This window comes from Roseicyclus mahoneyensis (genome assembly GCF_003148775.1).
Lineage (GTDB): Bacteria > Pseudomonadota > Alphaproteobacteria > Rhodobacterales > Rhodobacteraceae > Roseicyclus > Roseicyclus mahoneyensis.
The window spans coordinates 960,351-986,131 of record NZ_QGGW01000001.1; the positions used below are offsets into that span (position 1 = coordinate 960,351).

General features: G+C 65.0%; 19 protein-coding genes and 1 tRNA gene. 10 read left to right on the forward strand and 10 right to left on the reverse strand.

Annotated features, from left to right (window positions below):
* Window positions 1-326: 326 nt before the first annotated feature.
* From C7455_RS04750 to puuE, 3 genes are all read right to left on the reverse strand, one after another.
* Window positions 327-1,742: a uracil-xanthine permease family protein gene (locus tag C7455_RS04750; RefSeq protein WP_109665944.1), complete on the reverse strand. Its 1,416-nt coding sequence runs from the start codon at window positions 1,740-1,742 to the stop codon at window positions 327-329.
* A gap of 92 nt (window positions 1,743-1,834) precedes the next feature.
* Window positions 1,835-2,674 carry a bifunctional allantoicase/(S)-ureidoglycine aminohydrolase gene (locus C7455_RS04755; protein WP_109665946.1) on the reverse strand — a complete coding sequence of 280 codons (840 nt, stop codon included), beginning with the start codon at window positions 2,672-2,674 and terminating at the stop codon, window positions 1,835-1,837.
* The gene (gene puuE, locus C7455_RS04760; RefSeq protein ID WP_109666191.1) at window positions 2,671-4,092 is read right to left on the reverse strand and encodes an allantoinase PuuE; all 1,422 of its coding nucleotides are present in this window, start codon (window positions 4,090-4,092) and stop codon (window positions 2,671-2,673) included. The genes C7455_RS04755 and puuE overlap by 4 nt, the downstream gene beginning before the upstream one ends.
* A gap of 144 nt (window positions 4,093-4,236) precedes the next feature.
* On the opposite strand from puuE, the gene uraH reads away from it, so the two are divergent.
* Window positions 4,237-4,581 (forward strand): hydroxyisourate hydrolase, encoded by a 345-nt coding sequence (gene uraH / locus C7455_RS04765; protein WP_109666193.1) that lies wholly within the window; start codon window positions 4,237-4,239, stop codon window positions 4,579-4,581.
* Here uraH and C7455_RS04770 read toward each other — a convergent pair.
* Window positions 4,566-5,498, reverse strand: a complete 933-nt coding sequence (locus C7455_RS04770; RefSeq protein WP_109665948.1) for a LysR family transcriptional regulator — start codon at window positions 5,496-5,498, stop codon at window positions 4,566-4,568. The genes uraH and C7455_RS04770 overlap by 16 nt on opposite strands.
* Before the next feature lie 111 nt (window positions 5,499-5,609).
* Between C7455_RS04770 and C7455_RS04775 the strand changes: the two genes are divergently transcribed.
* Complete coding sequence (locus C7455_RS04775; RefSeq protein ID WP_109665950.1) at window positions 5,610-6,869, forward strand: urate hydroxylase PuuD; 1,260 nt, start codon at window positions 5,610-5,612, stop codon at window positions 6,867-6,869.
* 40 nt (window positions 6,870-6,909) lie between these two features.
* Here the strand turns inward: C7455_RS04775 and C7455_RS04780 are convergent, their stop codons facing one another.
* Together C7455_RS04780 and C7455_RS20065 are read right to left on the reverse strand one after the other, a co-directional pair.
* A complete protein-coding gene (locus C7455_RS04780; protein WP_245904210.1) occupies window positions 6,910-8,409 on the reverse strand; it encodes a fused MFS/spermidine synthase in 1,500 nt (499 codons plus the stop codon).
* Window positions 8,410-9,063: 654 nt separating this feature from the next.
* On the reverse strand, window positions 9,064-9,222 hold the full coding sequence (locus C7455_RS20065) for a hypothetical protein (protein ID WP_170118994.1): 159 nt from the start codon (window positions 9,220-9,222) through the stop codon (window positions 9,064-9,066).
* A 165-nt stretch (window positions 9,223-9,387) separates the two neighbouring features.
* Between C7455_RS20065 and C7455_RS20310 the strand changes: the two genes are divergently transcribed.
* Window positions 9,388-9,615 (forward strand): cupredoxin domain-containing protein, encoded by a 228-nt coding sequence (locus C7455_RS20310; protein ID WP_211315431.1) that lies wholly within the window; start codon window positions 9,388-9,390, stop codon window positions 9,613-9,615.
* Window positions 9,616-9,716: 101 nt separating this feature from the next.
* Here the strand turns inward: C7455_RS20310 and C7455_RS04795 are convergent, their stop codons facing one another.
* Window positions 9,717-11,015, reverse strand: a complete 1,299-nt coding sequence (locus tag C7455_RS04795) for an ATP-binding protein (protein ID WP_109665955.1) — start codon at window positions 11,013-11,015, stop codon at window positions 9,717-9,719.
* On the opposite strand from C7455_RS04795, the gene C7455_RS04800 reads away from it, so the two are divergent.
* Entirely contained in the window at window positions 11,014-11,937 is a 924-nt protein-coding gene (locus tag C7455_RS04800) for an MBL fold metallo-hydrolase (RefSeq protein WP_245904211.1), read from the forward strand. The genes C7455_RS04795 and C7455_RS04800 overlap by 2 nt on opposite strands.
* A gap of 69 nt (window positions 11,938-12,006) precedes the next feature.
* Window positions 12,007-12,081 (forward strand) — tRNA-Asn (locus tag C7455_RS04805).
* A 179-nt stretch (window positions 12,082-12,260) separates the two neighbouring features.
* Here the strand turns inward: C7455_RS04805 and C7455_RS04810 are convergent.
* Window positions 12,261-13,802, reverse strand: a complete 1,542-nt coding sequence (locus C7455_RS04810; protein ID WP_109665959.1) for a class I SAM-dependent methyltransferase — start codon at window positions 13,800-13,802, stop codon at window positions 12,261-12,263.
* A 149-nt stretch (window positions 13,803-13,951) separates the two neighbouring features.
* The gene (locus C7455_RS04815) at window positions 13,952-14,665 is read right to left on the reverse strand and encodes a sulfotransferase family 2 domain-containing protein (RefSeq protein WP_109665961.1); all 714 of its coding nucleotides are present in this window, start codon (window positions 14,663-14,665) and stop codon (window positions 13,952-13,954) included.
* A gap of 181 nt (window positions 14,666-14,846) precedes the next feature.
* On the opposite strand from C7455_RS04815, the gene C7455_RS04820 reads away from it, so the two are divergent.
* The 5 genes from C7455_RS04820 to C7455_RS04840 are packed head-to-tail and all read left to right on the forward strand — an operon-like array spanning window position 14,847 to window position 23,376.
* Window positions 14,847-15,806, forward strand: coding sequence for a UDP-glucuronic acid decarboxylase family protein (locus C7455_RS04820; protein ID WP_109665963.1), 960 nt, complete (start codon window positions 14,847-14,849; stop codon window positions 15,804-15,806).
* Window positions 15,803-16,798, forward strand: coding sequence for a UDP-glucose 4-epimerase GalE (galE, locus tag C7455_RS04825; RefSeq protein ID WP_109665964.1), 996 nt, complete (start codon window positions 15,803-15,805; stop codon window positions 16,796-16,798). Before C7455_RS04820 ends, galE begins: the two co-directional genes overlap by 4 nt.
* Window positions 16,799-16,817: 19 nt before the next feature.
* Window positions 16,818-19,616, forward strand: coding sequence for a hypothetical protein (locus tag C7455_RS04830; RefSeq protein WP_146199923.1), 2,799 nt, complete (start codon window positions 16,818-16,820; stop codon window positions 19,614-19,616).
* Entirely contained in the window at window positions 19,613-21,580 is a 1,968-nt protein-coding gene (locus C7455_RS04835; RefSeq protein WP_109665968.1) for a glycosyltransferase family 4 protein, read from the forward strand. The genes C7455_RS04830 and C7455_RS04835 overlap by 4 nt, the downstream gene beginning before the upstream one ends.
* Window positions 21,580-23,376 (forward strand): class I SAM-dependent methyltransferase, encoded by a 1,797-nt coding sequence (locus C7455_RS04840; protein WP_170118995.1) that lies wholly within the window; start codon window positions 21,580-21,582, stop codon window positions 23,374-23,376. The genes C7455_RS04835 and C7455_RS04840 overlap by 1 nt, the downstream gene beginning before the upstream one ends.
* Window positions 23,377-23,776: 400 nt before the next feature.
* Here C7455_RS04840 and C7455_RS04845 read toward each other — a convergent pair whose 3' ends face one another.
* A complete protein-coding gene (locus tag C7455_RS04845) occupies window positions 23,777-25,576 on the reverse strand; it encodes a hypothetical protein (protein ID WP_146199924.1) in 1,800 nt (599 codons plus the stop codon).
* Window positions 25,577-25,781 lie beyond the last annotated feature (205 nt).

Consider the following 25,781-nt stretch of genomic DNA (forward strand, 5'->3'; position numbering starts at 1 on the left):
CTTGGACCGGACATGCGGAGACGCAAGCTGGCTGCGTTGATCCATTGATGTCACCCCGTGAGATCACCCTCGGCCCATGGGTGACGGCCGTGACGATCACGACGCCGCAAGGCAGCTGCCCCAAAATCGCCGCCCGATACGGGGTGAGTGCTGCGCTCCGGCATGTTCGAGGCAGGCGAGAAGACTTGCGACTTGATCGGGCCGTTTTGGCCACCGCGTTGAAGTCCCCACCAAGGGGCGGTTTCGTCAAGACCGCCAGTCCCGGTGAAAGCCCCCGGCGCAGGGACGCCGGGGGCCAGATCGTCAAAGCTTGGCTCAGCGGTGCCCTACTTGCCGGGCATGCTGCCGCCGCCATGGCCGGCCAGACCGCCCGAGACTTCTTCGGTCGCCTCGGCCGCGAGGTCCTTGGGCAGCAGCAGGTTCAGCACGATGGCGATCAGGGCCGCAGGCAAGATGCCCGAGGTGGCCAGCACCTTCACCGTCTCGGGCAGGTATTGCAGCGCCTGCGGTTCAAGCTGCAGTCCCAGCCCCAGCGACAGGGCGATGGCGAAGATCACCATGTTGCGCCGGTTCCAATGCACATCCGACAGCATCGAGATGCCGGCCGCGACCACCATGCCGAACATCACGATCACGCCGCCGCCCAGCACCTCGATCGGGACCGTGGAGATGACCGCCCCCACCTTGGGCACGAGGCCGCACAGGATCAGGAAGACGGCACCGATGGTCACGACATGGCGGCTCATCACGCCGGTCATGGCGATCAGGCCGACATTCTGGCTGAAGGAGGTGTTGGGCAGCGCGCCGAAGACACCCGAGATGGCGGTGCCGAAACCGTCGGCATAGGTCGCGCCCTCGATCTCGCGGTCGGTGGCCTCGCGGCCCGCGCCGCCCTTGGTGATCCCCGAGACGTCGCCCACCGTCTCGACCGCCGAGACGAAGGCCATCAGGCAAAAGCCGATGATCGCCGCGACCGAAAACTCGATCCCGAAATGGAAGGGATCGGGCAAGGCCACGATCGCCGCGCGCCCGACTGCCGCGAAGCTGACCATGCCAAAGGCCCATGCCACCGCATAGCCCGCCAGAAGACCGAGCAGCACGGCCGAGACCGACAGCATCCCGCGCGCGAAGAATTTCAGGCCCAGCGTCGCCACGATGACGGTGCCCGCGACGGTCCAGTTCTGCAGGCTGCCATATTCTGGTGTGCCGATGGCGGGCACGCCGCCTGCCGCATACTGGATGCCGACCTTGACCAGCGCCAGACCGATCATCATCACCACAAGCCCCGTCACCAGCGGCGGCAGCGCAAAGCGGACCTTGCCAATGAACAGCCCGAGCACGGCATGGAACAGTCCACCCACCAGCACGCCGCCCATAAGGACCGACATCGCCTCAACGCCCTGGCCCGCGACCAGCGGGATCATGATCGGGATGAAGGCAAAGGACGTGCCCTGCACGATCGGCAGCCGCGCCCCCACCGGGCCGATGCCGACGGTCTGAAACAGGGTCGCGATACCCGCAAAGAACATCGACATCTGGATCATGTAGATCATCTCGGGGAAATCGGGTGAGTTCGACCCGAATCCGAAACCCGCCGCCCCGCAGACGATGATCGCGGGCGTGACATTCGAGACGAACATCGCCAGCACATGCTGAATGCCCAGCGGCACGGCTTTGGCCAGCGGCGGGGTGTAGTTGGGATCGCGGAGCTGCTCCGGCGTCCCGATGGACCTGTCTGCCATGGTGTTTCCTCCCTTGTATGGCGCCCCGGCACGCGGGGCTGTCGTGTGACGGGGTCCGGCTCCTCCTTCCGGGCCCCGTCGCGGGTGTCGTCTCAGCCGAAGCGGCCCGGCAGGTCGACGTGCCGGTTCACATCCTTGTAGAGCAGGTAGCGGAACCGCCCCGGCCCACCGGCGTAGCAGGCCTGCGGGCAAAACGCGCGCAGCCACATGAAATCACCCGCCTCCACCTCGACCCAGTCGCGGTTCAGACGGTAGACGGCCTTGCCTTCCAGCACATAAAGCCCGTGCTCCATCACATGCGTTTCCGCAAAGGGGATGCAGGCGCCGGGTTCGAACGTCACGACGTTGAGATGCATGTCGTAGCGCAGATCCGCCGGGTCGATGAACCGCGTAGTGGCCCAGCGGCCTTCGGTGCCGGGCATGGCGCTGGGGGCGATATCGGCCTCGTTGGCGAAAATCGGATCGGGGCGGTCCAGCCCCTCGACAGCCTCGAACCGCTTGCGCACCCAGTGAAACAGCGCAGCCGTGTCGCCCGCATTGCGGATCGTCCAACCGCTGCCCGCCGGAAGATAGGCAAAGCCGCCGGGCGTCAGCGCGTGATCCTGCCCGTCCAGCGTGACGGTCACACTGCCCTGCACCACGAAGAGCGCGCCCTGCACGCCCGTGTCGGGCTCGGGCCGGTCGGAGCCCCCGCCCGGCGCGATCTCGACGATGGATTGCGCGAAGGTTTCGGCAAACCCCGTCATTGGCCGGGCCAGAACCCAGGCCCGCGTGCCGGTCCAGAAGGGAAACGCGCTCGTAACGATGTCTCGCATCGTACCCTTGGGGATGACCGCATAGGCTTCGGTGAAGACGGCGCGGTCGGTCATGATCTGCGTCTGCGGCGGGTGGCCACCAAGGGCGGCGTAATAGCTGGCGGGGGCTTGGGTCATGCAGGCAACATCTCCGATATGCGGTGGCGCGCGATGCGTTCGACCTGGCGGCAGGCCTCGGCGAATTCGGTGTCGCGGGAATTCTCAAGCCGGGCCTCGAAGGCCCGCAGGATGCCCGCCTTGTCGTGGTCGCGCACGGCGATGATGAAGGGAAAGCCGAAGCGCGCGACGTAGCGTGCGTTGAGGTCGGTGAAGGTGGCCCGCTCTACGTCGGTCAGCGCGTCAAGGCCCGCGCTCGCCTGTTCGGCGGTGGATTCGGGCGTCAGCCGCCGGGCGGCGGCCAGCTTGCCCGCAAGGTCGGGGTGCGCCGTCAGCACGCCCAACCGGGCAACGTCATTGGCCATGCGGAACACGCGCGTCAACGCCGCATGAAGCCCGCGCGCGCTGTCGTTGGCGGGGCCGATCCCTTCGTCCCAGGCGCGTTCCGCAACCCAGGCGGAATGCTCGAAGACGCCGCCGAAGCATTGCACGAACCCCTCGCGCGTCAGATCGGACGGGATCAGCGCCGGACGCCGCGGCGGATGGGTGCGCGCCCAATGCTCCGCGATGTCGATGCGGCGGGTGATCCAGACGCCTTCGAACCCCTCGATGTAGTCGAGAAACCGGCGCAACGCTGCGATGCGCCCGGGCCGCCCGATCAGGCGGCAATGCAAACCGATCGAAAGCATCTTGGGCGCGCCGCGAAAACCCTCGTCGTAGAGCGTGTCGAAGCTGTCGCGCAGGTAGGCCTCGAACTGGTCGCCCGCGTTGAAGCCTTGCGGCGTGGCAAACCGCATGTCGTTGGCATCGAGCGTGTAGGGGATCACCAGCTGGTCGCGGTCACCAACCCGTAACCAGTAGGGCAGATCATCGGCGTAGCTGTCCGAGACATAGGCAAATCCGCCCTGTTCGGCGATCAGCCGCACGGTATTGGCCGAACAGCGCCCGGTATACCAACCACGCGGCGCGGTCCCGGTGACGGCTGTATGCAGGCGCACCGCCTGCGCAATGGTCGCACGCTCATCGGCCTCGGTCATGTCCTTGTGCTCGACCCATTTCAGGCCGTGGCTGGCGATTTCCCACCCGGCATCCTGCATCGCGGCGACCTGATCGGGACTGCGGGCCAGCGCGGTGGCTACGCCATAGACCGTCACCGGCAGGTTGCGCGCCGTGAACAGGTCATGGACCCGCCAGAACCCCGCCCGCGCGCCATACTCGTAGATCGATTCCATGTTCCAGTGGCGCTGCCCCGGCCAAGCTTGCGCCCCCACGATCTCGCTCAGAAAGGCCTCGGATGCGGGGTCACCGTGGAGGGTGCAATTTTCTCCGCCTTCCTCGTAGTTCAGGACGAATTGCACCGCGATGCGGGCCCCGCCGGGCCAGTCGGCCACGGGCGGTTGCCCGGCATATCCCCTCAGGTCGCGTGGATAGGGTGCCAAAATCATCCTCCCCGAATTCACCTTATGGATAAACCAAGGTGAATATTCGGTCTTTCAAACGAATCTTGAAAGTGTTTCGCAATGTCCGCGCTTCTGGCCTGCGCGGAGCTGCGGCACAGGGATGGCACAACGGGGGAGAGCGCGATGACCGGATACCTGACCACCCATGTCCTCGACACCGCGCGCGGGCTGCCGGCCGCCGGGATGCGTATTCGGCTCTACCGGCTGGATGGCGACCGGCGCGAGGCGCTGGCCGACATGACCACGAATGCCGATGGCCGGACGGACACGCCGATCTTGCCCGCCACTGCCTTCGCGCCCGGCGACTACGAACTGGTCTTCGAGGCTGGCGCCTATCTGCGCGCGGCAAAGGCGCCCGATGGTTTTCTCGACCTGATCCCGCTGCGGTTCCGCATGGAGGAGGCCGCGCATTATCATGTGCCGCTGCTGCTCTCGCCCTTCGGCTATTCCACTTACAGGGGCAGCTGACCGGCGGGCGCATCGCTGCGCAGCGATGCCTTGATCCGGGCCACCATGAAGTCGATGAACAGCCGCGCCTTGGGGTCCTGGTTGCGTTTGTGCGGATAGAGCACGGCGAGTTGCGCGCGCGGCGGCGGCGACTGCGGGCAGACTGCCACAAGGCGGCCCGCCTGCAGATGGTCGGCCACGTCAAAGACCGGCTTGTTGATGATGCCTCGACCGTCGAGCGCCCATTGCGTCAGCACATCGCCGTCATCGCAGCTGGCCGGCCCCGATACCGCAAAGGATTGCGGCCCGTCCGTCGTTTCCAGCATCCAGCGAAACTCGGTCGATCCGGGGAAGCGCAAGAGCAGACAATCATGCCCGTCGTTCAGCAGGTCGAAACCCCGCTGCGGCGCGCCGCGCCGGGCGATGTAGTCCGGTGAGGCGCACAGCACCCGCGGGCATTCGTCGATCACCCGGATGCGATGCGCGGAATCGGGCGGGTTGCCCAGCACGAAGGCAAGGTCCAGCCCTTCGGCCATCAGGTCGATCTTGCGGTCCGACAGGCGCAAGCGCAGGTGTATGTCGGGATATTCCCTCTGAAACTCGGCGATATGGGGCGCGACCAGTCGCCGCCCGACACCCAGCGTTGCCGCCACGAACAGCGAGCCGCGCGGCTTGCGGGTGATCTCATGCACCGCCGCCTCGGCCTCGTCGACGGCATCCAGGATCGCCACCGCCTTGTCGTAGAAGATGCGGCCCTGTTCCGTGGGCTGGATCGACCGCGTGGTGCGCGTGAACAGGCGTACGCCAAGGTGTTTTTCCAGTTCGCCGATCCGGCTGGAGGCGACGGCCGCCGACACCCGCAGGTCACGCGCGGCGGCCGACATGTTCTCAAGCTCGAACACACGGACGAACATGCGGACGTTGTTGATGTTGTTCATGCCGTCATTCTTTCGGATTTCTTGAAGGTCCTGCAGATAATCAGGAATTATCACGGAATTGAGCTTGGGCCTAGTCTGGTGCCGGAACCGGACCGGGGATGGAGCCCAGCGATGTATGACCTTGCCATCATGACCGACTGGATCGCCTTCGCGGTCCGCTGGCTGCACGTGATCACGGCGATGGCCTGGATCGGGTCGAGCTTTTACTTCATCGCGCTCGACCTTGGGCTGCGCAAAGCCGACGACCTCCCCGCGGGTGCCCATGGCGAGGAATGGCAGGTCCATGGCGGGGGGTTCTACCACATCCGGAAATACCTCGTCGCGCCCGCACAGATGCCCGAGCACCTGACCTGGTTCAAATGGGAAAGCTACAGCACATGGCTGTCGGGGGCAGCGCTCTTGGCGCTGGTCTACTGGTCCGGGGCCGAGATGTTCTTGATCGACTACGACAAGGTCGATCTTGCGGTCTGGCAGGCGATCGGCATCTCGGCGGGCTCGCTGGCCGTTGGCTGGCTCATCTACGACCAATTGTGCAAAAGCCCACTGGGCGAGCATCCGACGCTGCTGATGCTGATCCTGTTCGTCATCCTGGTTGCCATGGCCTGGGGCTATGACCAGGTCTTCACCGGGCGGGCCGCGATGCTGCATCTGGGCGCCTTCACCGCCACGATCATGACGGCGAATGTGTTCGTCATCATCATGCCCAACCAGCGCATCGTGGTGGCCGACCTGAAGGCGGGCCGCAGCCCCGACCCCAAATACGGCAAGATCGCCAAGCTGCGCTCGACCCACAACAACTACCTGACGCTGCCGGTGGTCTTCTTGATGCTGTCGAACCACTATCCCATGGCTTTCGGCACCGAATATGCGTGGCTGATCGCCAGCCTTGTCTTCCTGATGGGCGTTTTGATCCGGCATTACTTCAACACCCGCCATGCGCGGGGGGGCAACCCGCACTGGACATGGGGGGTGACGGCCCTGCTGTTCATCGCGATCATGTGGCTGTCATCGGCCCCGATGCACCGCGGGATCGACTGGGAGGCGGAGGCCGTGGTGCCTGACCACCTCGTGCCCGTGGTCGAGACGGCAGGCTTCGACGAGGTGGCGGGCATCGTGATGGGTCGCTGTTCCATGTGCCACAATGCCGAACCGGTCTGGCCCGGCATTCACTGGGCACCGCGCGGCGTGCGACTGGACACCGAGGCCGAGATCGCCCGCTATGCGACCACAATCTACCTGCAGGCGGGCATCAGCCACGCGATGCCGCCGGGCAACGTAACCCAGATGACGCCGGAAGAGCGCAGGATCATCGCCGACTGGTACAGAACCGAACTGGCCGTGCAGCCTTTTGCGGCCATCGCCGGCCAGTGATCCGGCGGTTGATCTGCGCCGCGCGGCCCCGTCCGGGCGTTTACCTGTAGCCGACCCAGCCGCGATCGTCGGTGAAGGGGCGCGCGACCGAAATCTGCGCCGGCGCGTAACCCTCCGGCAGGAAATCCAGACCTGCAAGCGGCGTGGGCGCGGCGGCCAGCATCACATTGCCCCGCCCGTTCGGCCCCGTCGGTCCGCGCACCGCGACGACATGGGGATAAATCTCGCGCAAGATGGCGTAGGTGCCACGGGCCAGCGGGCCGTCCGGCGCGTCGATCAGGTTGACGTAGACAGGTCCGTCCACGATCGCACGCAGCCGAGCGAAGGTCTCGCGTGTGACGAGGTGGGCGGGCACCGAGGCCGACGAGAAGGCGTCCATCACCGCCGCGTCGTAGCGGCGCGTGGTCTCGTTGAGATAGATGCGCCCGTCCGCGTGCACGATCCCGAGCCGTCCGGGCGGCGTCCCGCCTTCCGGTGCCCCGGTCGTGGCGTCATAGCCCGCGCGCGCGATCATCTCGGCCGCCTGTGGCAGGTTCTGGCGCACGACCTCGGTGATCAACGGGTCGATCTCGACGGCTACGGCATGCGCCTGAGGCCGTGACGACAGCAGCCGTGTCGGCAGCGTGTAGCCCCCGCCCCCGATGAACAGGACCGAGGGCGCGGGTCCAAGATCGGCGTCCATGCGCGCCCAGATCCACTGCGCATACGGGATCACAAGGTCCATCGGGACGTCGGTCGCACCGCCCGCGCGCGTGATCGGCTCGGCTGCCTGATGGGTGCGGTCGGAATAGAGACTGATGGCCCCTCCGGTCCGGGTGATGTCGATGCAAGACAGCCCGGATTCGTAGCGGCAGACCGGACCGAGGGCTGCGCTGGCCACGACAAGGGCCGCGATCGGCAGGAGCGGTGCGAGCGACGGTGTCTCCGACTCCTCTGCTCCGGGCCTCGGGCCACCGCCCTGCCCGGTCTCTCGCAGGAACGGCACACACAAAAGCGCCGCCGCACCGCAGGCCGCGAAGGTCGCCACGGACCCGGCAAAGGGCAAGGCCAAGAAGCCCGCAAGAACCGCCCCGAGGATCGCGCCAAGCGACCCGGCCGCCAGCACCATGCCGAGCGATGACCCCTCGCGGCCGGGCCGGGCCTCGACCGCGAGCCGCGCAAGCAGCGGCGAGGGGGCGCTGATCAGGACGGAGGCCGGGAAGAAGGCCACCAAGACGCTGATCAGCATGCCCGCCGTTCCGCGCGCGCCAAAACTGTAGACAAGCCCGAGAATGGTTGGCGACAACGCCGCCAGAACCGCCGTCGACACAAGCACCGCGCGCACGTTGCGCAAGGCGACGCGCCGGTCGCGCTCGGCCATGAAGCCCCCCAGCGCGTTGCCTAACGAAAAGCCCGCCAGCACCGTCGCGATCACCGCTGTCCATGTCACGAGCGAGGTGCCGAAATATGGCGCAAGAACCCGCCCCGCCGCGATCTCGTAGGTGAGACCGACCGCCGACAGGACCAGTATCAGGGCGATGGCCGTCCAGAATCGCATCATTCACTTCCCGCTTGAGGCTCCGGCGCCTGCGCAACCCGATGGCGCCCGCTCTAGTCGAGATGGCCGCGCATGTCATGCAGATGAGCATCTGGCGCGGTGCTTTGTCGTGCGGTGTCTTGGTGCGGCAGGCAACCAAGGGGCCTGTCGCCAGTGGCGCCGTGACAGGTAAGATCGCCAGTGGCCAAAGTCTTGTCGACCTCTGCGCCATGGCCCTTGCGTCGGTGTCCTGTGCGCCGCCGGTTTCGGCTCATAGCCGATGTGCTGGCGAACGCAGCCGATGACCGCGCCTGGCCCAAGCCCCAACATTCGCCGTTCGGCGTCGAAAATCATGCACGTTGGCACGAACCCTCTGCCGGGTTTTGGCTTGAAGGGTGCGTGAGGACAAGAGCAGTCCAGCCGCCCGCGCGCCCCAGCCAGAATGTGATCGCCGGAAAGGCCGGCAACCCGCCCAGACGGATCCGGGCACAATACCCTGAAGATGCGGGCAACCGGCGTCTCGGGGCAGAACGACCTTCAGAGCCGGGAGGTTCATGCCGATTGGCGGCGTGATCGGCGCGGTCTCAGTCACGGCGATGACGATGATCAGAACGGCGGTCAGCGCGCACCACCAGCCAATCCCGCGCGGGCCGTTCAGCCGGTCGCACAGCTCGACGATCAGATACGCCCCCCGAGCTGCGGCAGGTCACGGAACACGACCAGCGCCATCAAGTGTTTGGTGAGGTCAAGCGCGCCTTGGATCGGCGCGGCAAACTGACGGCGGCCGATGGCGGTGGCAAAGGTCCGCCCGACCATGGCCATCAGGAACCGGGCCATGATCGTTTCACCCGCGCACTGTAGAATTTCGGCATTACCAAGCATGTGGGCATCCTCCCCGAAATCGGGGCGGGGGACAGCTATCGGGTGCCGACAGGCGTTGCGACCTCGGCGCGCGATAAGGTCGCCCTGCTGACGTTCAATCCCGAAAACACGCGGCGCCGCATGGCCTTTGCGCGGCGTCTGCTGGTGGTGCAACCCCGGGATTCCATGAGGTTTCGTGCCACGGACCTTGGCCACAAAAGCGCCCCGCCCGAAGGCATGGCGTCCGAGGGTGTTGCGCCCCGGAATGTTTGGGTCCCGGAAGAGATCGCAGTGACCTTCGGCTGTGTTTGCACACCGCAATCCTCGATCGCCATCATCGGTGCGATGGTGATTCCGTCGGTGGCCTGATCGACGATCCCCAAACGGCCCAAGCCGTGACCCATGGCAAACGCGCCCAAGCCGCCCATGACGACATCCCGACAGATGTCGCGGAAGCGGGAAAACCCACCTCAACGTGGCAAGACCAGATCCACCCGCAACCCGCCCAGATCGGCACTGTCGCGCAAGGAAAGACTGCCGCCGTGGCGCTGCGCGATGTCGCGCGCGATGGCCAGACCGAGGCCGACGCCCGATCCCTTGTCCTGATTGCGCGCCGCATCCAGCCGCGCGAAGGGCTTGAGCGCTTCGGCGCGGCGCTCGGGCGGGATGCCGGGCCCGTCATCCTCGACGGTGAAGCGGATCGCGCGATCCGCAAGCACCACGGTCAGCCGTGCATGGACACCATAGCGCAGCGCGTTCGACACGAGGTTGGACAGGCACCGCCGCACCGCCTGCGGCCGCAACAGCACCGGCTCCGACAGATCCGGTGCCGTCAGGCTGATCTGCCCGCCGATCCGTTTCGCATCGGCCACGATCTGGTCCGCCAAGGTGACGGGATCGGTAAGCACGGGATCATCCAGCGCCTCGCCGCGGGCGAAATCGAGGAAGGTCGCCAACAGCGCCTCCATCTCTTCCACGTCCCGCAGCAAGGCCGCGACATCGGCATCTTGATCCAGAATCGACAGGCCCAGTTTCATCCGCGTCAGCGGCGTGCGCAGGTCATGACTGACCCCCGAGAGCATCAAGGTGCGCTGTTCGAGCATCGCCTCGATCCGGCCACGCATGTCGAGAAAGGCACGGCCCGCGCTGCGCACCTCGGTTGCGCCCGAGGGATGATATTCGACCACCTGCCCCTTGCCGAACGCTTCGGAAGCCAGCGCAAGCCGTCGGATCGGCTTGAGCTGGTTGCGCAAGAAGATATAGGCCACCCAGGTCATGAAGAGACCGAAGAACACCATAAGCACCAGCAATTGATGCGGGTTCGACGCCGACATGCGCCGCCGCGGCACCGACAGCGCCACGATTTCGTCGCCCGCCCTCAACGCCACGACAGGAAAGCGTTCGTCGGTCATCAGATCGACCGCGACCAGATCGGGCAAGTCGCGGCGCAGAACACGGATCGCTTCGATTCCGGTCAGGTCGTAGACCAGCCGCCGGTCGGCGGTCAGGCCCTCGGCAGCCGGGGCAATGGTGATCTGCAGGGCAAGCGCCGTGTCTTCGGCCGGGCCGCCACTGGCGATCTGGTCGCGCACAAGCGCCAAGTCTAGCACCAGCGCGGTTGTCATCTGCGCCGCCACATCACGGAAATAGCGTTGCAGGATCTGGCCCGAGACGACAATCTGCAAGGTGACGATCGGCACAAGCAAGATCAGCGCGGCCCGGCCATACAGCCCCCGCGGCATCATCCGTTTGAGCCAACCGAAATCCATGGGACCAGATAACCGGGCGGGCGCGAGGATGGAAAGCGAAAGCGGCGTAGTGTGGCTGGAACCCGGGCTCAGGCGGCTGACGGCTCCCAACCCGTCGCCGATGACCTTTCGCGGAACCAACACCTATATCGTGGGTACGGGTGAGGTCGCAGTGATAGACCCCGGCCCCGATCACGCAGGCCACATGGACGCGATCCTAGGCGCGCTCACGCCGGGCGAGCGGATCGGCGCAATCCTCGTCACCCATTCGCACCGCGACCATTCCCCTCTCGCCCGGCGCCTGTCGCAACAGACCGGCGCGCCCGTGCTGGCGGCGGGCCCCTCGGATTGGGGCCGCAGCGCGGTGATGGCGGCCCTTGCCGCATCGACCGGTATCGGTGGTGGCGAAGGGGTGGACCGCGATTTCGTGCCCGACGCCCGGATCGCGGAGGGCGATATCGTAGCGGGAGACTGGGGCGAGATCGCAGCGCTGGAGACGCCCGGTCACATGGCCAACCACCTCAGCTTTGCCTGGAAAGGCGCTGTCTTTACAGGGGATCTTGTGATGGGGTGGTCGACCTCCCTGGTCTCGCCGCCCGACGGCGACATGGGCGCCTTCATGGCATCTTGCCGCAAACTGGCCAGACGGGAGGACCGCGTCTTTCACCCCGGTCACGGCGACCCCGTGACGGCACCGCGGTCGCGACTGGCCGACCTCATCGCCCACCGCGAGGCCCGCGAGGCGCAGATCCTGAACGCCCTCTCCACCACCGCGCCAACCACGGCCAGCGCCATAGCCTTGCAGATCTACACCAACATCCCCGCCAACCTGTTGCCCGCGGCGGAGCGTAATGTCCTTGCCCACCTCATTGATCTTGAAGGAAGAAATCTTGTGGTCGCGACCGCGCAGATCGGTGTCGCCGCGCCATTTCTCAGACGCTGATCGCGGCGGGATTTTTTCCATCCCGCCCTCTGGACGCTGCGAATCCCACTTGCTATACGCAGCCTCAGTTCCGGCGTAGCTCAGCGGTAGAGCAGTTGACTGTTAATCAATTGGTCGTAGGTTCGATCCCTACCGCCGGAGCCAAAAATACCGCAATGACAAGACATCTCAGGTGGCCTCCACGCCACACTGGGATACATGGCGCGTGACTTGCGGAGGATCACTGCGGGGTGCTCGTGATGCCCGCAGGTTGCGCCTTGATCAAACGCGCGCTGCCAGGGCGAGAGACGCGGGACGGTGCGCAGCGCGGTTGTCACCTTGCATCAGGAGGTCCCAAGGCGGCCGGGTTCGCGTGCGGCTACCATTGCAATCCGCGCATTGGGATGCCCTGACACCGCTTCATTCCATGCGTTCCACATGACGACCTTCGTTTCCGGAAAACCGAGACTTCCGAGAATGTGTCGCAAGACGGTCGGCCCGCTTGGAAGCCAGGCAAGACCATGCACACCAGACATCACGGTCTCGGTCGACTCGAACTTGAGAGACAGGGCCGGACGGTCTTCGGGATCGTTCGGGCCTGTGGCGACGGCGGTGTTCACGACGATCAGATCGCGGGTCTTGTCGGCCGCGATCTTCAGGCCGCGGACCGGATCGGGCAGATGATAGAGCAGCCCCGAAAACCAGGTCACGTCGAACATTTCCTCCATCGCCTCCAGATCCAGCAGATCGGCGACCTCGAATTGCATGCCATCGCCGCCTCCTTCCCGCCGGGCGGCAACGAACCTGGCCTGATCTATCCAGTGCTGGCGCACATCGAAGCCATAGGTCCGATCCGCGCCGGCATCCTTGGCCGCAAAGCAGTAGCCGCCCGCGTTGCACCCGCAATCCAGAAAGGAGCGGCCCGCCATGCCGTCGGGAAAGAAACTGTGCATCTGCTTTTCGAAGACGTCCAAAGGCCGCGTCACCGAGACATTTCCATTGTCCGACTTATCATGAAGGGCAAGGCCGGTTGAGACCTCGGTGTTCAGGTCGATGTCATGGTGCCAGGGGCCATGCGCCTCGACCTCTCGAAGCAGCGACACTGCCTTGTCGGACAATGCCGCCCTACGCGCCGCAAAACGGGCACGTGCCACCGGAACCACGAGGTTGAACGGGGCGTCGCCCCAATCAACTGCGGACAAGGCCTCGTACAGAAGGATGTCGTCGGAATTCTTCTGGATCACAAGCGGGCCGAATCTTTCAAGCAGGTCTTCGATCAAGGCCTTGTTGGGGCTTTCGTTGACGCGGGCAGGCGGCGCGGGCGCAAGGTCAAGACGCCGCACAAACCGGTCGAAATCGGCATCGAAGGTTTCGGTAAAGGCGACGTGGTCGAAGTTTTGCAAAACGTGTTCGATCGTCTCCTCTACAGTGGCTCCCTTGAAGGGCCGCAGGTATTTGACCTGCTTGTTGCTCTGGACCGGGTCTTCGAGGAACGTCGTGAAGCTGGGATACCTTTCGACAAAAGCGTCCCTGTCGCTGTGGCGCGCGGACGTGCTGTAGGCATAATCCGACAGCATGCGGATGACGGGATCCCTCAGTGTCGTTGTCACGATCAGGTCGTCACGCCTTGCGGCGATCAGATCGGCGATAGCGGTGTAGTGATAGTGACCGGTGACGCATTTCGGAAAGCTCGGGTCGAGATCGTCGAAGACGGTCATGGCCAGGGCCCGCAGCTGCGCCTGCCTCGGCAAGCCCCTGTGATGGGGCGCATCTATCCCGATCAGGTTGTCCTTGCGCAGCACCTTCGGCAGCGTCTGGCCGATTCGTCTACGGAAGGTGGAGCCTGCAGTCTTGGGGATATGGATGTTGACGATGGTGGATTTCACGCAAGACAAGACATCATCCTCCGGGGACACGGAAAGGGTTAGAGTTCAGGCGGTCGACCCGCCGGCTCGACAGCCACGCGCGGATCGGTCCGGCGATCAAGAGCGCCTTGGGCGGATGCCGGGTCTTCATGGCGGGATGCGATCATGGTCTATCGCGGGAAACGTCGATGCCGGGCCACCGCGTCATAAAGCGCGATGTCGGGTGCCAGGATCTCTTCAAGCAGGGCGCGGTGCCTCTCGTAGGCCATATCGGCAGGGTTGCGGTCCACGCTGACATTTTGTGCCGGCTGCGGAAGGTAGGGCGCATGGATCGCGTCGAAAAGCTGGCCCACATCGGCCTCGAACCGTTCTGTCAGGCCAATGAAATCAATATTTTGCAAGGCATTCGCAATCGTCAGGTCAAGTGGCGCGTTCTCGAAGGGCCGCAGGTAATCGACCTGCTTGTTCATCTCGCCGCTGTTGCGGGTGTAGGCTTCAAGGGTCGGATAGGCATCGCGGAACGCGTCGCTTCCGGGATGTCTGCCGGAAGCGGAATAATAGTAATCCGAGAGGGTCCGGCGCACCGGGTCCCGCAGAAAGGTGATCACCGAGACCTTGTTGCGACGTTGACCCAGCAAAGGCACGATGTCGCGATAGCGGAAGTGACCGGAGATGACCTGAAGGCCGTCCTCGAACAGTTCGGGCAGGCGTCGCGCGGCCGAGGCTGCCAGTCCTTCGAAATACGGCAGGCCCTTTTGCGGGTCGTCAACGCCTATCAATTTGCGGGATGATCCATGGACGCTGCCCAGTGCATGGGCCAGCACGGCGCGCAAGCTGGACCCCGCCGTTTTCGGAACGTGGATCAAGACGACCTTGCCGTTCATCCGTCGCCCTTCGCCATTCGACCGGCGGACCGTTCGCGTGTCGCAGTATTACGCTATGCAAACGATAAAGGAATTGACCCACTTCGCAATAGCGACAATGCTTGAGCCATTAGAAGTACCCCTGTGCACGGCATCATTGCTGCATGGCGGCGGTCCGACCCTTTGGTGTGAGTACGGGCGCGTGAAAATATTGGTGACGGGTGCTGCCGGTTTTCTCGGATCGCACTTATGCGACCGTCTGCTTGCCGAGGGGCATGAGGTCACCGGCATCGACAATTTCCTGACCGGACATGCGCGCAATCTCGAAACGGCGCTGCAGGATCCTGCGTTCAGCTTCGTCGAGCATGACGTGATGGCCCCGTTCGACGGCCTCCATGACCAGATCTACCACCTTGCGTCGCCGGCCTCGCCACCGCTCTATCAGCTCGATCCGATCCGGACGGCCAAGATCAACTTTCTGGGGACGCTCAACGCCTTGGAACTCGCACGCAGGACTGGCGCACGGATGCTGCTCGCCTCGACCTCGGAAACCTATGGCGACCCCGAGATCCATCCACAGCCCGAAACCTATAATGGCAATGTGAACCATACCGGCCCGCGCGCCTGCTATGACGAAGGCAAACGCATTGCCGAGACACTGACCTTCGATTTCAATCGCCATCACGGCGTCGATGTCCGCGTCGTGCGGATCTTCAACACCTATGGCCCGCGGATGAACGCGGAAGACGGGCGCGTGATCAGCAGTTTCATCAGTCAGGCGCTTTGCGGGCAGGATATCACCGTCTTCGGCACCGGCATGCAGACGCGATCTTTCTGCTACTATGACGACCTTGTCGACGGTCTGTGCCGGATGATGAACACCAAGGAGACCCTTGGACCGGTGAACCTCGGCAACCCCGAAGAGATCACGGTCCTCGAGCTTGCCCGGACCATCATCGACATGACAGCGTCCCTCTCGGGCATTGCATCAGCGGCTCTGCCGCAAGACGATCCCAAACAGCGCCGCCCCGACATCACCCGGGCGCGCATGCTCTTGGGATGGGAGCCGACCGTGCCACTCCGGACAGGACTGGCTAGAACCATCGACCATCACGTGAGGCTTGCCGGGCAGAACCGCCAAGCGGCGGGGCACGGCGCATGAAGACGGTGATCGTGTTCGGGGGCGCCGGATACATCGGCAGCCATACCTGCAAGGAGTTGCATCGGAACGGATTTGCGCCCGTGGCGTTCGACAACCTCAGCGAGGGGCAGGCGGAGTTCGTGAAATGGGGCGAGCTGATCGAGGGCGACATCCGCCGTCCCGACGAGATCGCCGCTGCCCTTTTGCGCGCGCGTCCGGTGGCAGCGATTCATTTCGCGGCCCATGCCTATGTCAGCCAATCGGTGCAAGAACCGTCGGTCTACTACAGCAACAACGTGTCGGGTTCGCTCAATGTTGCTGAAGCGCTGCGCGCGGCGGGGGGAATACCGCTGATCTTTTCGTCGACCTGCGCAACCTATGGCGCCCCCGGAACGGACCGGATCACCGAAGCGACACCACAGGTGCCGATCAATCCCTATGGCCGCTCGAAACTGATGGTAGAGCAGATCTTGCGCGACTTTTCGGATGCTTACGGCCTTCGATCGGTCGCGCTTCGGTATTTCAACGCCGCCGGTGCCGACGCCGACGGGGACATCGGCGAAGCGCATCGCGACGAGACACACCTTATCCCGCGGGCGATCCTTGCCGGGCTGGGGGATATCGAGGATTTCCACGTCTTCGGCACGGATTTCGACACGCCTGACGGCTCGGCGATACGCGACTACATCCACGTCGCAGATCTTGCCCGTGCCCATGTCGCTGCCTGCCGATACCTGCTGGACGGCGGCCGGACGGACCAGTTCAACCTTGGCGTCGGGCGGGGGTACTCCGTCCTTGAGATCATCGCCGCAGTCCAGCGTTGCCTCGGGCGTGCAGTTCCCCACATGATCGCGTCGCGCCGGGACGGCGACCCGCCACGGCTTGTGGCTGATGCCTCGAAAGCCTCGGAAGTTCTGGGTTTTTCTCCCCGGCATGTCGATCTTGACACTATCGTCCAAAGCGCTGTCGCATGGCACTCGGCGCGACGGGGCACCGGCGTCAGGGTCGCATAGGCGGATGGCGGCGCTGGCGATGACCCCTCTCTCCTTGTTCCAAGCGCATCGCGGGTTCTTCGAGTTGGACCATGCAAGATCCACCGACGCCGCGCTGTCGGAGGCGCGCGATGCCGTGGTGATCGAAGCCCTGCTGGACCCAGACCGGATAGATCCGCCCGCACCCAACCGCATCTTCGACGCGGGTCACTACACGCTGGAGCGCATGAGGCTGGGCATGGACGGGCCGGTCAATCCGGTGACGCATTACCTGACGCTGGGGGCACTGCAGGGGCGCAGCATCAACGCCCTGTTCGATCGGGTCTTTTACGCCAAGACCGCGCGTGTTGCCGACCCTTCGCCGCTTGGTGCAGTCCTGCACGCGCTTGCGCATTTCGACACCGGGCTTGTCCGCTTCAGTCCTTTCGTCGATCCCGGTTTCCTGAGCGCGAATACTGGCAGAGGCATCGGGCCCGATTTCCTGTGCGATCTTTTCGCCGGGCGGCTCCAGCATGATCGCCCGCACCCGCTGATCGATCTGGCCCATATCCGCACGCAGGTGGAGCAGCGGTTGGACACCTTGCAAGACGCGATCTTGCACTATTGGAACTGCGGCAAGGACCTGTCGACACACCCGCTGTTCGATGTCGATTTCTACCGGTCGCAGGTCGCGGGCCGCGATCATCTCGCCCATTCCGTCTATCACTACCTGACCAGCCAGACCCCGCCGTCGCCCCATCCGCTGTTCGATCCGGATTTTTACGCAGAAAGAGCGCGGGCTGTTCTGGGGCGGGTGCCAAACCCATCGCTCGAGCATTTCCTCACCATAGGCCAGGCAGCAGGTCTGTCACCATCGCCCTATTTCGAGGCGACCCATTACAGGGCCCGGTCGGGCTGCGACGAGAGCGCGCTTTTGCATTATCTCACAGGCGGGCACCGGCACTATGAGCCGCATCCCTTGATCGACATTTCGACGGCCCAGTTGCTTGAGCGCGCGCAACCGCCCACGGGCAAGACCGTGGCCGAATTGCTTGCCACATCGCCTGCGGATGTTCCTTTGTCGGTAACACCTGATTTCAGTCCCAGCCACCATGCCAAGATGTACCTGCCCACCGAGACGAGCCCGCAGGTCTTGCGCGAGCATTACTTCCGGTTCGGCTATCGTGCCGGCCGCCGCCCGAACGGTCTTCTCTCGATGCCCTATATCAAGGCCCAGGCGCAGCTCTTGGCCGTGGATCACCCGGACCCGCTGGCGGCCTATTTCGAACGGGGCTGGCAGCGGCGAAAGCGCCTGCTTGTGGTGCTGCCGACGATGGAGGACACGACGGTCAACCGGGCCTTCCTCGGCCTGTGCGCCGCCCAGCTTGCGAACTCCGATCTCGAGATTGTCGTCGCCACCGCCATGCCCGGCCCGATGTCGGCATCCTTCTTCGAGGTCGCGCATGTCTGGCATCTGGCCGACCCGCCCCTTCACACGATGGACCCGGCGGTTCTGCGCTCAGCCGTCACGCAGCTGGGCAGGGTGCTGGCCGCGAACCCGGCGCTCGTCACGCTTGTCGACGCGGGCGCAGGCGCTTCGGTGGTGGCGGAATTTGCGCAGTTTGGGCCGAACCTCGCCGTCTTCGGCGACACCGGGCTGTCGCGGCTGTCGCTGGAAGACGCGGCGCAGCTTGTCGATCTGACCGATCTGATCTTGTGCGATGGGGACGCGGTCCGGCAGTTGCTTTTGACGATCAAGGAGACATCGCGACACAAGCTGGCACCCGGGCTGATGGCCGAGACAGTCAGCGTGGCACCGTCGAGCGCACGGCGCGACCGGGTGCGGCAGGCGCTGGGGCTGGATGACGCTGCTGTCGTGATCTTGTCCAGCGGCACCGGCACGCTGGCGGATGGCGCGGACTTGTTTGGCGCGTTGGCGGGCCTGTGCGGCGACGGCGGGGACGCGTTTCAAGACGCGACGTTCCTGTGGCATGGCTCCACCGCGTCGCACCCCAACACGCCGCTGTTCTACGCCGCACATTTCGCGGGGCTTGCCGAAGGTGGCGCGGCGCGGTTCAGAAAGATCGACGCACCAGCGATCGATGCGGTGCTGTCGGCTGCCGACATCTACGTCAACCTTGGCCGCGACGGGGGCGGTGATGGCGGCGCGGCGCGGGCGGCACGGGCCGGGTTGCCTGTCTTGATGATGGAGCAGCCGACCGATGCGACTCTGGCCCATGTGATTGCGCAGAACCCTGGTCTTCTGGTCGGCCGCTACGATCTTGCGGCGGCACGCGACGTGCTGCGCCGACTGGTCAGCGACCCTCAGGCACGGAGATTGCGTATCGTGGATGCGGAGACAACCGGGCTGCCCGGGTTCATCGCACGCACCGACGGAGCGATCAGGCGCCTTGTCCCCGACATTGGCCTTGTTGACGCGGACCATCCCTGCATGGGCAAGATGCTTTTGATCGTGCCTGACAAATCGTTTATCGACGCATTGGCCGAGCATGCCACGCGCAAGACGACCGGGCGCGGCATGCCGATCCTCTGGTTCGATCTGGCGCGCGCGCGCGTGCCGGATATGCCACAGGGAATCGCCGCGCTGATCCATGACAGCGGGTGCCGCGAGATCGCGATTGCGGGCGCGGTAGAGGCTCTGGATGCCGCCGAGATCGAGGCGTTCGACCGGTCGGTCTTGCTGGCGCGCGGCAGCGCGGCCGAAATGGGTGTGCTCTACACGCTCGGTATGACCTTCGATCGGGTCCTGACCCGTCGACCGTCCCAGATCGAAGAGATGTCCGCGATCAACCCGCGGGTCGCGGCGTCGATGTCGGTCCTCGACTGGGGGCGTCCATGATCGACAAACTGCGCAAGCGTGCAAGGAACCGCCTGCGGACCATGACCCCGCAACCTGCCGTCGAGATGCCCCCCGTGCTTGACCTTGCGTTCTATGGAAAGACCAATCCGGACGTGACGGCGGCGGGTGTCGACCCAGCAGGGCATTTCTGGACCTACGGTGCTGTGGAAGGGCGCAGCCCCAACAGCTTCTTCTCCCACGGATACGTCCATTCTCATCTCGACCAAAGCAGCCTCAGCGGTCCGTCCGAGGTTTCCGCCTACATTCGGTCGGGGCTCTTTGCCAAACCCCGCCTGATCTTCGTCAGCCACGACGCCTCCCGGACCGGGGCACCTGCCATTATCTTGCGCCTGCTGGAGATGTTCAGCCGCTCGGGCCTTTTCGAGTGCTTTTCTATCCTCGACGAAGGCGGCGAAAGACTGCCCGAGTTCAAGGCGCTGTCCCATACCCATGTGATGACCACATCACGCCGGGGCAAAGCCTGGTCGGATGGATACGCAAGCCGCGAGTTGCAGGACGCTTTCGGGCCCGACGGCCTGTTTCACGGCAACATGCCGGTCTGCGCGCTGGTCAACTCGACCGAGAGTTTCCACATCGGCAGGGCGCTGGCCGAGATCGGCGTGCCCGTCGTGTCTTTGATCCACGAGATCGCCAGCTACTATCCGCCCGAGGTCTTTGCCTCGATCGTCAGTTATTCGCGCAAGTCGGTCTTTCCATCGCAATTCGTCAGTCGCGTCGCCGCCAGTCACGCCGCCCTTGACCTGTCGACGACCACCATCCGGGGCCAGGGCCTGCTGGAGGATGATTTCGGGGTGGTCGACCGTCACAAATGCCGAAGGCTCCTGCACGAGCGACTGGGGGTTGGGGATGACGCCTTCATCGTCTTGAACGTGGGCACGGTCGATATCCGCAAGGGGGCCGACATGTTCATCGAGACGGCCCGCCTCTTCCTCGAGGATGAAACGCGCGACAGGCCGGTCTATTTCGTCTGGTTCGGGATGCGTGACGCCGCGTTCGGCTATGTCGACGACGTGCTGACGCGTCACGATCTTTCCGACCGCATCCGGTTTCTGCCTTCCACAGCGGCGATCGAACAGGTCTTTGCTGGCGGTGATCTGTTCTTTTTGTCGGCGCGGGCCGACCCCTTTCCCTGCGTGATCCACGAGGCGATGGCCTGCGGCCTTCCGGTCATTGCATTCCGCAATGGGGGCGGTGCGCCCGAACTTGTCGGGGATGCCTGCGGCACCGTCGTGGAGATGGGCGATCTTGCTGCCGCGGCCGCTGCGATCGGGCGCTATGTCGACGATCCGGACCTGCGTGAAAGGCAGGGCGCCGCTGCGCGGGACCAGATCCGGTCAGATTGGGACTATCGCTCCTATTGTGACGACATCTACCGGATCATCCGGGACACGGCGGGTCGCGCCCCCAAATGCGGTTGGCCGGACATGCCCGCCCTTGCACCCGAGGATCACCTCGTTGTCATCGAAGGGTGCTTGCGCGACCTGCGGCTGCTGGATGATCTGCACCGCGAGATGCCGATCGACGAGGCGCGTATCGTCTTGATCGACGGCCGTTTCGGACAGGAAGCCGATGAGGTGATCGCCGGCCTGACCGCGCGCAGGTGGCGCTACCGGGTCTGTCAGCCGGAACACGACACGACCGAGGCACGACGGACGCGGCTTCTTGCGCTGTTCAAGAACCCCAAGCCCCGGCGCGTCACACTTGTTAACACCTTGGGATGTCTGACCGATCACGACATCGGCCCCCTCGCCTTCCCGATCAGGGCGGTCGAGACGGCAGGCACCTTGTCGGCTGGCGCGGTCTACCCGATGCTGCCCCATCTCGAGCAGCTCAGGCTTTCCGATGCACAGGCCGCCGCCCAGCTCTGGTCGCTCAATCCCTTGGCGGAGGGGCGTGTCTCGATCTGGCCGAACGTTCACAGCAAACAAGCCGAGGGCGCCTGATGACATCGAAAGAAACAATCAGCGAACAGGTGAACGCGCTTGGCCCCTGGCATCACAGGATCAGGCTTGGGGACGGCAGCTTCACGGATTCCGACATCGTTCAGGACGAAAGCGGGGCGCAGATTGTGAGCCATGACGCCGATCGGGCTTTCGAGAACGCAACACGGCAGATCTACCCCGACGGCCTGCAGGGGCGGTCTTTTCTCGACTGCGCCTGCAAGTCCGGTGGATATGTCTTTGCCGCCACCGACCGGGGCGCCGGACGGGTCCTTGGCCTTGACAGCCAAGCGCATTGCATCGCGCAGGCCCGGTTCGTCGCAAGACATCGCGAAGGCGATGCGTCGGACATCTTGTTCGAGGTCGGATCGCCCGATGATCTGGCGAGGTCTGCAGAAACCTACGATGTCACCTGGTTCAAGGACATCTTCCATCGCCTTGCCGATCCGATCGCGGCGCTCAAGCAGGCCGCGGACCACACCGGCGAGGTGCTCTTCATCGATACGGCATGCGCATGGTTCGATGTGAACCAGCCCGAAAAACCCGAACTGGTGCTTCGGCAAGCCGCCGCAAAAGATGCCGGGTCCGTGGTCGCTGCAACGTCTTGGTTGCCGAGCGGCCCATTGGTTTTGCGTCGCATCCTCCGTTGGATGGGGTTCAGCGCGGTGCGCACATATATCTGGGTGCAAGACGACATGCCCGATGATGGCGCGCCCAGGACCGGGACAAGACCCGGACGCATCGCCATGGCTGCCGCCCGCGACGCGGCAAGCCTGCGTGACATGATCGACCTCAAGGCGCCGAACGCCAAGCCCAGACAGCGGGCGGCGGCCCCCGTAGCCCCGTCATCGCGGCCGGCCCCGGCCCCGGCCCCGGCTGCCGGTTCGGCCACCGGCAGGGCCGAAGAAACGCGCCCGCTGCGCTGGGAAGATGATCTTTCGGCCCATGCCCTCGACACCGCCCCATTCGAGCTTGTGCCGCCTGTCGCCGAATGGGAAGTCGATGCCTTCGGGATGATCGGCGCAGGACGCGGCCTGGAGGATATCGGGGACCTACCGCTTCTGGACATGGCAAGACGTGACACGGCACCCCTGCCCGTCCGTCAGGACCGCGAAGGCTACGGGGATGACAATCACGAATTCTACTGGCTCTCGGGACTGCGCGACTACCATCTGACATCGCAGATCGTCGCGCGTCACGGTGTGACGATCAACACGATGATGGATATCGGTTGCGCGTCCGGTCGTGTACTGCGCCATTTCGCCTTCCAGTCGGGCATCCCCGAGATCTGGGGCTGCGACATAAACCATCGGCACATCCGGTTTCTCGAAACCCACATGCCCCACCATGTGCGCCCGATCGTCATGCCCGCCCTGCCGCATTATCCGGTCGAAGACAATTACTTCGATCTCGTCACCGCATTTTCGGTCTTCACCCATATCGACGTGTTCGAGACAGCTTTCCTGGCCGAGGTGCGGCGCATGCTCAAGCCCTGCGCCTTGGGCTATCTGACGGTATCGACCGAAAGCCACTGGGCCCGTCTGCAGCAAGGCGAGGGACAGAACGCGAAGCGGCTGTCCAGTCGTCTTGCAACATACTCCCCGGAAGCGGCAGAAACGCTCAAGGGCCCGCTGACCGCCGAGAACCGCTATTTCCGCCACACGCAGACCGGTCCTTATCGCGGCGTGGTCTTCACGCCGGAGCAGCACATCGAAAGGGTCTGGAGCCGGTTCTTCAAGATCGAGGAGATCATCCCCTTCGGTCATGCCGATCAAGCGGTGGTTGTGGTCCGAAAATAGCACGGCGCGCAGCCCCGGCTGCCCTTTGTGCATGGTGTCATCGTGACGCCGAAAGACCGGGGGCGCGCGCGCATGGCCCTTTTTTCACAGGCCATTCCGCTGGTGACGCATGGGTCCGGCGTGACCGCTTTGCCGAGGGCGCTGCTTTTTTTTGGGGGGTCGTCTGCGCTCCCCGATCATGGACACGGTCGTGGTGGCTTGAGACAGGGCGGCGGAACTGTCGGGTTTGGACCGATGACGAGACGCCGATGATCTGCGGTGCGGACACGTGACGCTGCTGTGTCGGCGGGCCCGGTTGCGCGGCGCAATGACGTGAGCGCCGATCTGGTCGTGGCGGGGGCCTGCGCGGCGGGCCCCGGTCCCCCCGCGCGCCCGGCAGCCGCCGATCAGACCTCGGACTTCATTGCGGAATAGGATCCAGAAAGTAGCCCGGCACCCAGCCGCCGGCCTGCGGGCCGCGCGAGGCTTCGCACCAGACGGCATCCAGCATCTGACGGCGCAGGGTCAGATTGGCCAGTTCCCAGCTCAGGCTGTCGATCTCGGGCGTGCAGCCCGTCACGACGATATCGGTCGCCCAAGCCTCGAGACTGCCTTGTGTGGGCGCGTCCGAGCGCGGCGCGCTGCGCAAGACGACGCCGCCGCCATTGGTGTTGCGCAGACGGTAGGGGGGACCGTAGACGCCGACGCCGGGCAGATCGAACAGCTCTTCGTCGTGGTGGGGTTCGGGCTCGATGCGCGCCAGCGTGACAAGGTCCCAACTGTCGCCGCGCACGAGGGTGCCGGTCAGCGGCGCGCCGGGGGACATCTGTGAAAGGGTCACCAGCAGACGTCCGGCGGGCGAGGCCGGGATGGTCGGGCGCTCGAGGGTCAGATCCACGGCCTCGGCCGTCAGGGTATTGGTCCAGACGCCGATATCGACCGCTGCGCCGGTGGCTCCGGCGGGAACCAGCCATCCGCCGCCGATCAGTGTCCCGTCACCGCGCGGACGCAGCTCGAGGGCGCCCAGCATCTGGCCGTAACCATCGGTGATCGCAAGCGTGCCCGAGGTGAGCGCGGCAAGCGACGCGGGACCGCTTGTTTGCTGCGGCGGCGCGGGCGGCGTGGGCCCCGTGCCCTGTCCGTGAGCGGCGGCGCGCAGGTCGGGCAGCGCGAGATAAGAGGCGACAAGGCCCGGATCGGCCAGCGGGCCCGCACCCGAACGCTCGGCCGCGCTGCGCCATGGGCCGCAGGTGCCCGCGTCACAGGGGTGCGGCAAGGACAGGGTCACAGTGTCGAGGTCAAGGCCGCGCACGGGGTGGTAAATCGTCAGACGCTCCCGCAGGTCGCCGCCGCCGATCCCCTCGCGCGTCAACAGCATGAGGCGCGGCGTGGCGTCGCCCGCCAGCGCAAAGACCACGGCTATCCGCTGCGTCTCGATCCGCGCGCCCAGCAGGTTGATCGCCAGCAAGCTGGGGTTGGCGATATCGGGGCTGAACCGGGCGTGAAGCTCGGCGCAGAACTGCGGATGCATCTCGCGCGGGCAGCTGTTGCGGGCGGCCTGCGGGCTGCCGGAAGGGGCGAAGAAGGCAAGGTCGATGATCGCCTGACCCGGGCCGTCGAGGTCGTCGATGGAGAGAGAGACATTGTAGCCCGAGGGGAAGAGGTCGGTGTCGTATCCGCCATACCATCCGCCCACCGGATCCACGGCCGGTGGGCCGATTGTCCCGCCCTGATGGGGGTCGCGCTGGTCGGGGCCGAAGATCCAGGTGGCGTAGCGGCCCGCGGGCTGGCCTGCAAAGGTCGGCGGCCAGAACGGCCCCGGCCCCACCGCATGGATCAGGACAGGCGGGGCGGCATTGGTGCGGGCGGTGGCGTTCCACGCGGCGTCACCCGGCTGCGGCACGTCGTTCCAGCGCCACGCACCTTGCCAGCCCGCGCCGGAAAGGGTGAACTCGATCAGGCCCCACCCCTCATCCGCGCGCAGGAAGGTTCCGTAAAGCGACAAGCCGTCGGGGCTTGTGCGCGCCTCGATCACACCGGATTGATTGATGTAGTCGCCCCAGACGCGCGCACCATCTTGGCGCAGGCGCAGCTCGCCGTAGGTGGTCGTCCAGGTCCCTTCCCATGGGCCGGTGGCGCGGACGGGCCCTGCCGCCATCAGCATGGCCAGCACAAAGCAGGCAAGGACACAGGCGCGGCTGCGCCAAGAGGAAAATTGCATCACGGCCAATCCAGATGTTGCGGTCGCATCGGTGGTCCCCGACGCCTCGGCGGGTAGCGTCGCGCGGCGGGGCCGCCCCGGCATCCCCCGTTTGGGGGAGGCGGGCAGACCAAAAGCACGCTGCGGGGTCACAAGCCTGTTGCTCGACCCAGTGCAATATCGCTTTATGTCTTTGGGACAGATTGACATTAATCGAATTGGCAAC

Coding starts and splice junctions, on each gene's coding strand:
- C7455_RS04780 (WP_245904210.1), bottom strand. CDS start 8,409: ATGATGCGATTCTGGACGGCCATCGCCCTGATACTGGTCCTGTCGGCG.
- uraH (WP_109666193.1), top strand. CDS start 4,237: ATGACCGGATACCTGACCACCCATGTCCTCGACACCGCGCGCGGGCTG.
- C7455_RS04835 (WP_109665968.1), top strand. CDS start 19,613: ATGATCGACAAACTGCGCAAGCGTGCAAGGAACCGCCTGCGGACCATG.
- C7455_RS04770 (WP_109665948.1), bottom strand. CDS start 5,498: ATGAACAACATCAACAACGTCCGCATGTTCGTCCGTGTGTTCGAGCTT.
- C7455_RS04840 (WP_170118995.1), top strand. CDS start 21,580: ATGACATCGAAAGAAACAATCAGCGAACAGGTGAACGCGCTTGGCCCC.
- C7455_RS04815 (WP_109665961.1), bottom strand. CDS start 14,665: ATGAACGGCAAGGTCGTCTTGATCCACGTTCCGAAAACGGCGGGGTCC.
- C7455_RS04755 (WP_109665946.1), bottom strand. CDS start 2,674: ATGACCCAAGCCCCCGCCAGCTATTACGCCGCCCTTGGTGGCCACCCG.
- C7455_RS20310 (WP_211315431.1), top strand. CDS start 9,388: ATGGCCTTTGCGCGGCGTCTGCTGGTGGTGCAACCCCGGGATTCCATG.
- C7455_RS04800 (WP_245904211.1), top strand. CDS start 11,014: ATGGGACCAGATAACCGGGCGGGCGCGAGGATGGAAAGCGAAAGCGGC.
- C7455_RS04795 (WP_109665955.1), bottom strand. CDS start 11,015: ATGGATTTCGGTTGGCTCAAACGGATGATGCCGCGGGGGCTGTATGGC.
- C7455_RS04775 (WP_109665950.1), top strand. CDS start 5,610: ATGTATGACCTTGCCATCATGACCGACTGGATCGCCTTCGCGGTCCGC.
- C7455_RS04830 (WP_146199923.1), top strand. CDS start 16,818: ATGACCCCTCTCTCCTTGTTCCAAGCGCATCGCGGGTTCTTCGAGTTG.
- C7455_RS20065 (WP_170118994.1), bottom strand. CDS start 9,222: ATGGCCCGGTTCCTGATGGCCATGGTCGGGCGGACCTTTGCCACCGCC.
- C7455_RS04845 (WP_146199924.1), bottom strand. CDS start 25,576: ATGCAATTTTCCTCTTGGCGCAGCCGCGCCTGTGTCCTTGCCTGCTTT.
- galE (WP_109665964.1), top strand. CDS start 15,803: ATGAAGACGGTGATCGTGTTCGGGGGCGCCGGATACATCGGCAGCCAT.
- C7455_RS04750 (WP_109665944.1), bottom strand. CDS start 1,742: ATGGCAGACAGGTCCATCGGGACGCCGGAGCAGCTCCGCGATCCCAAC.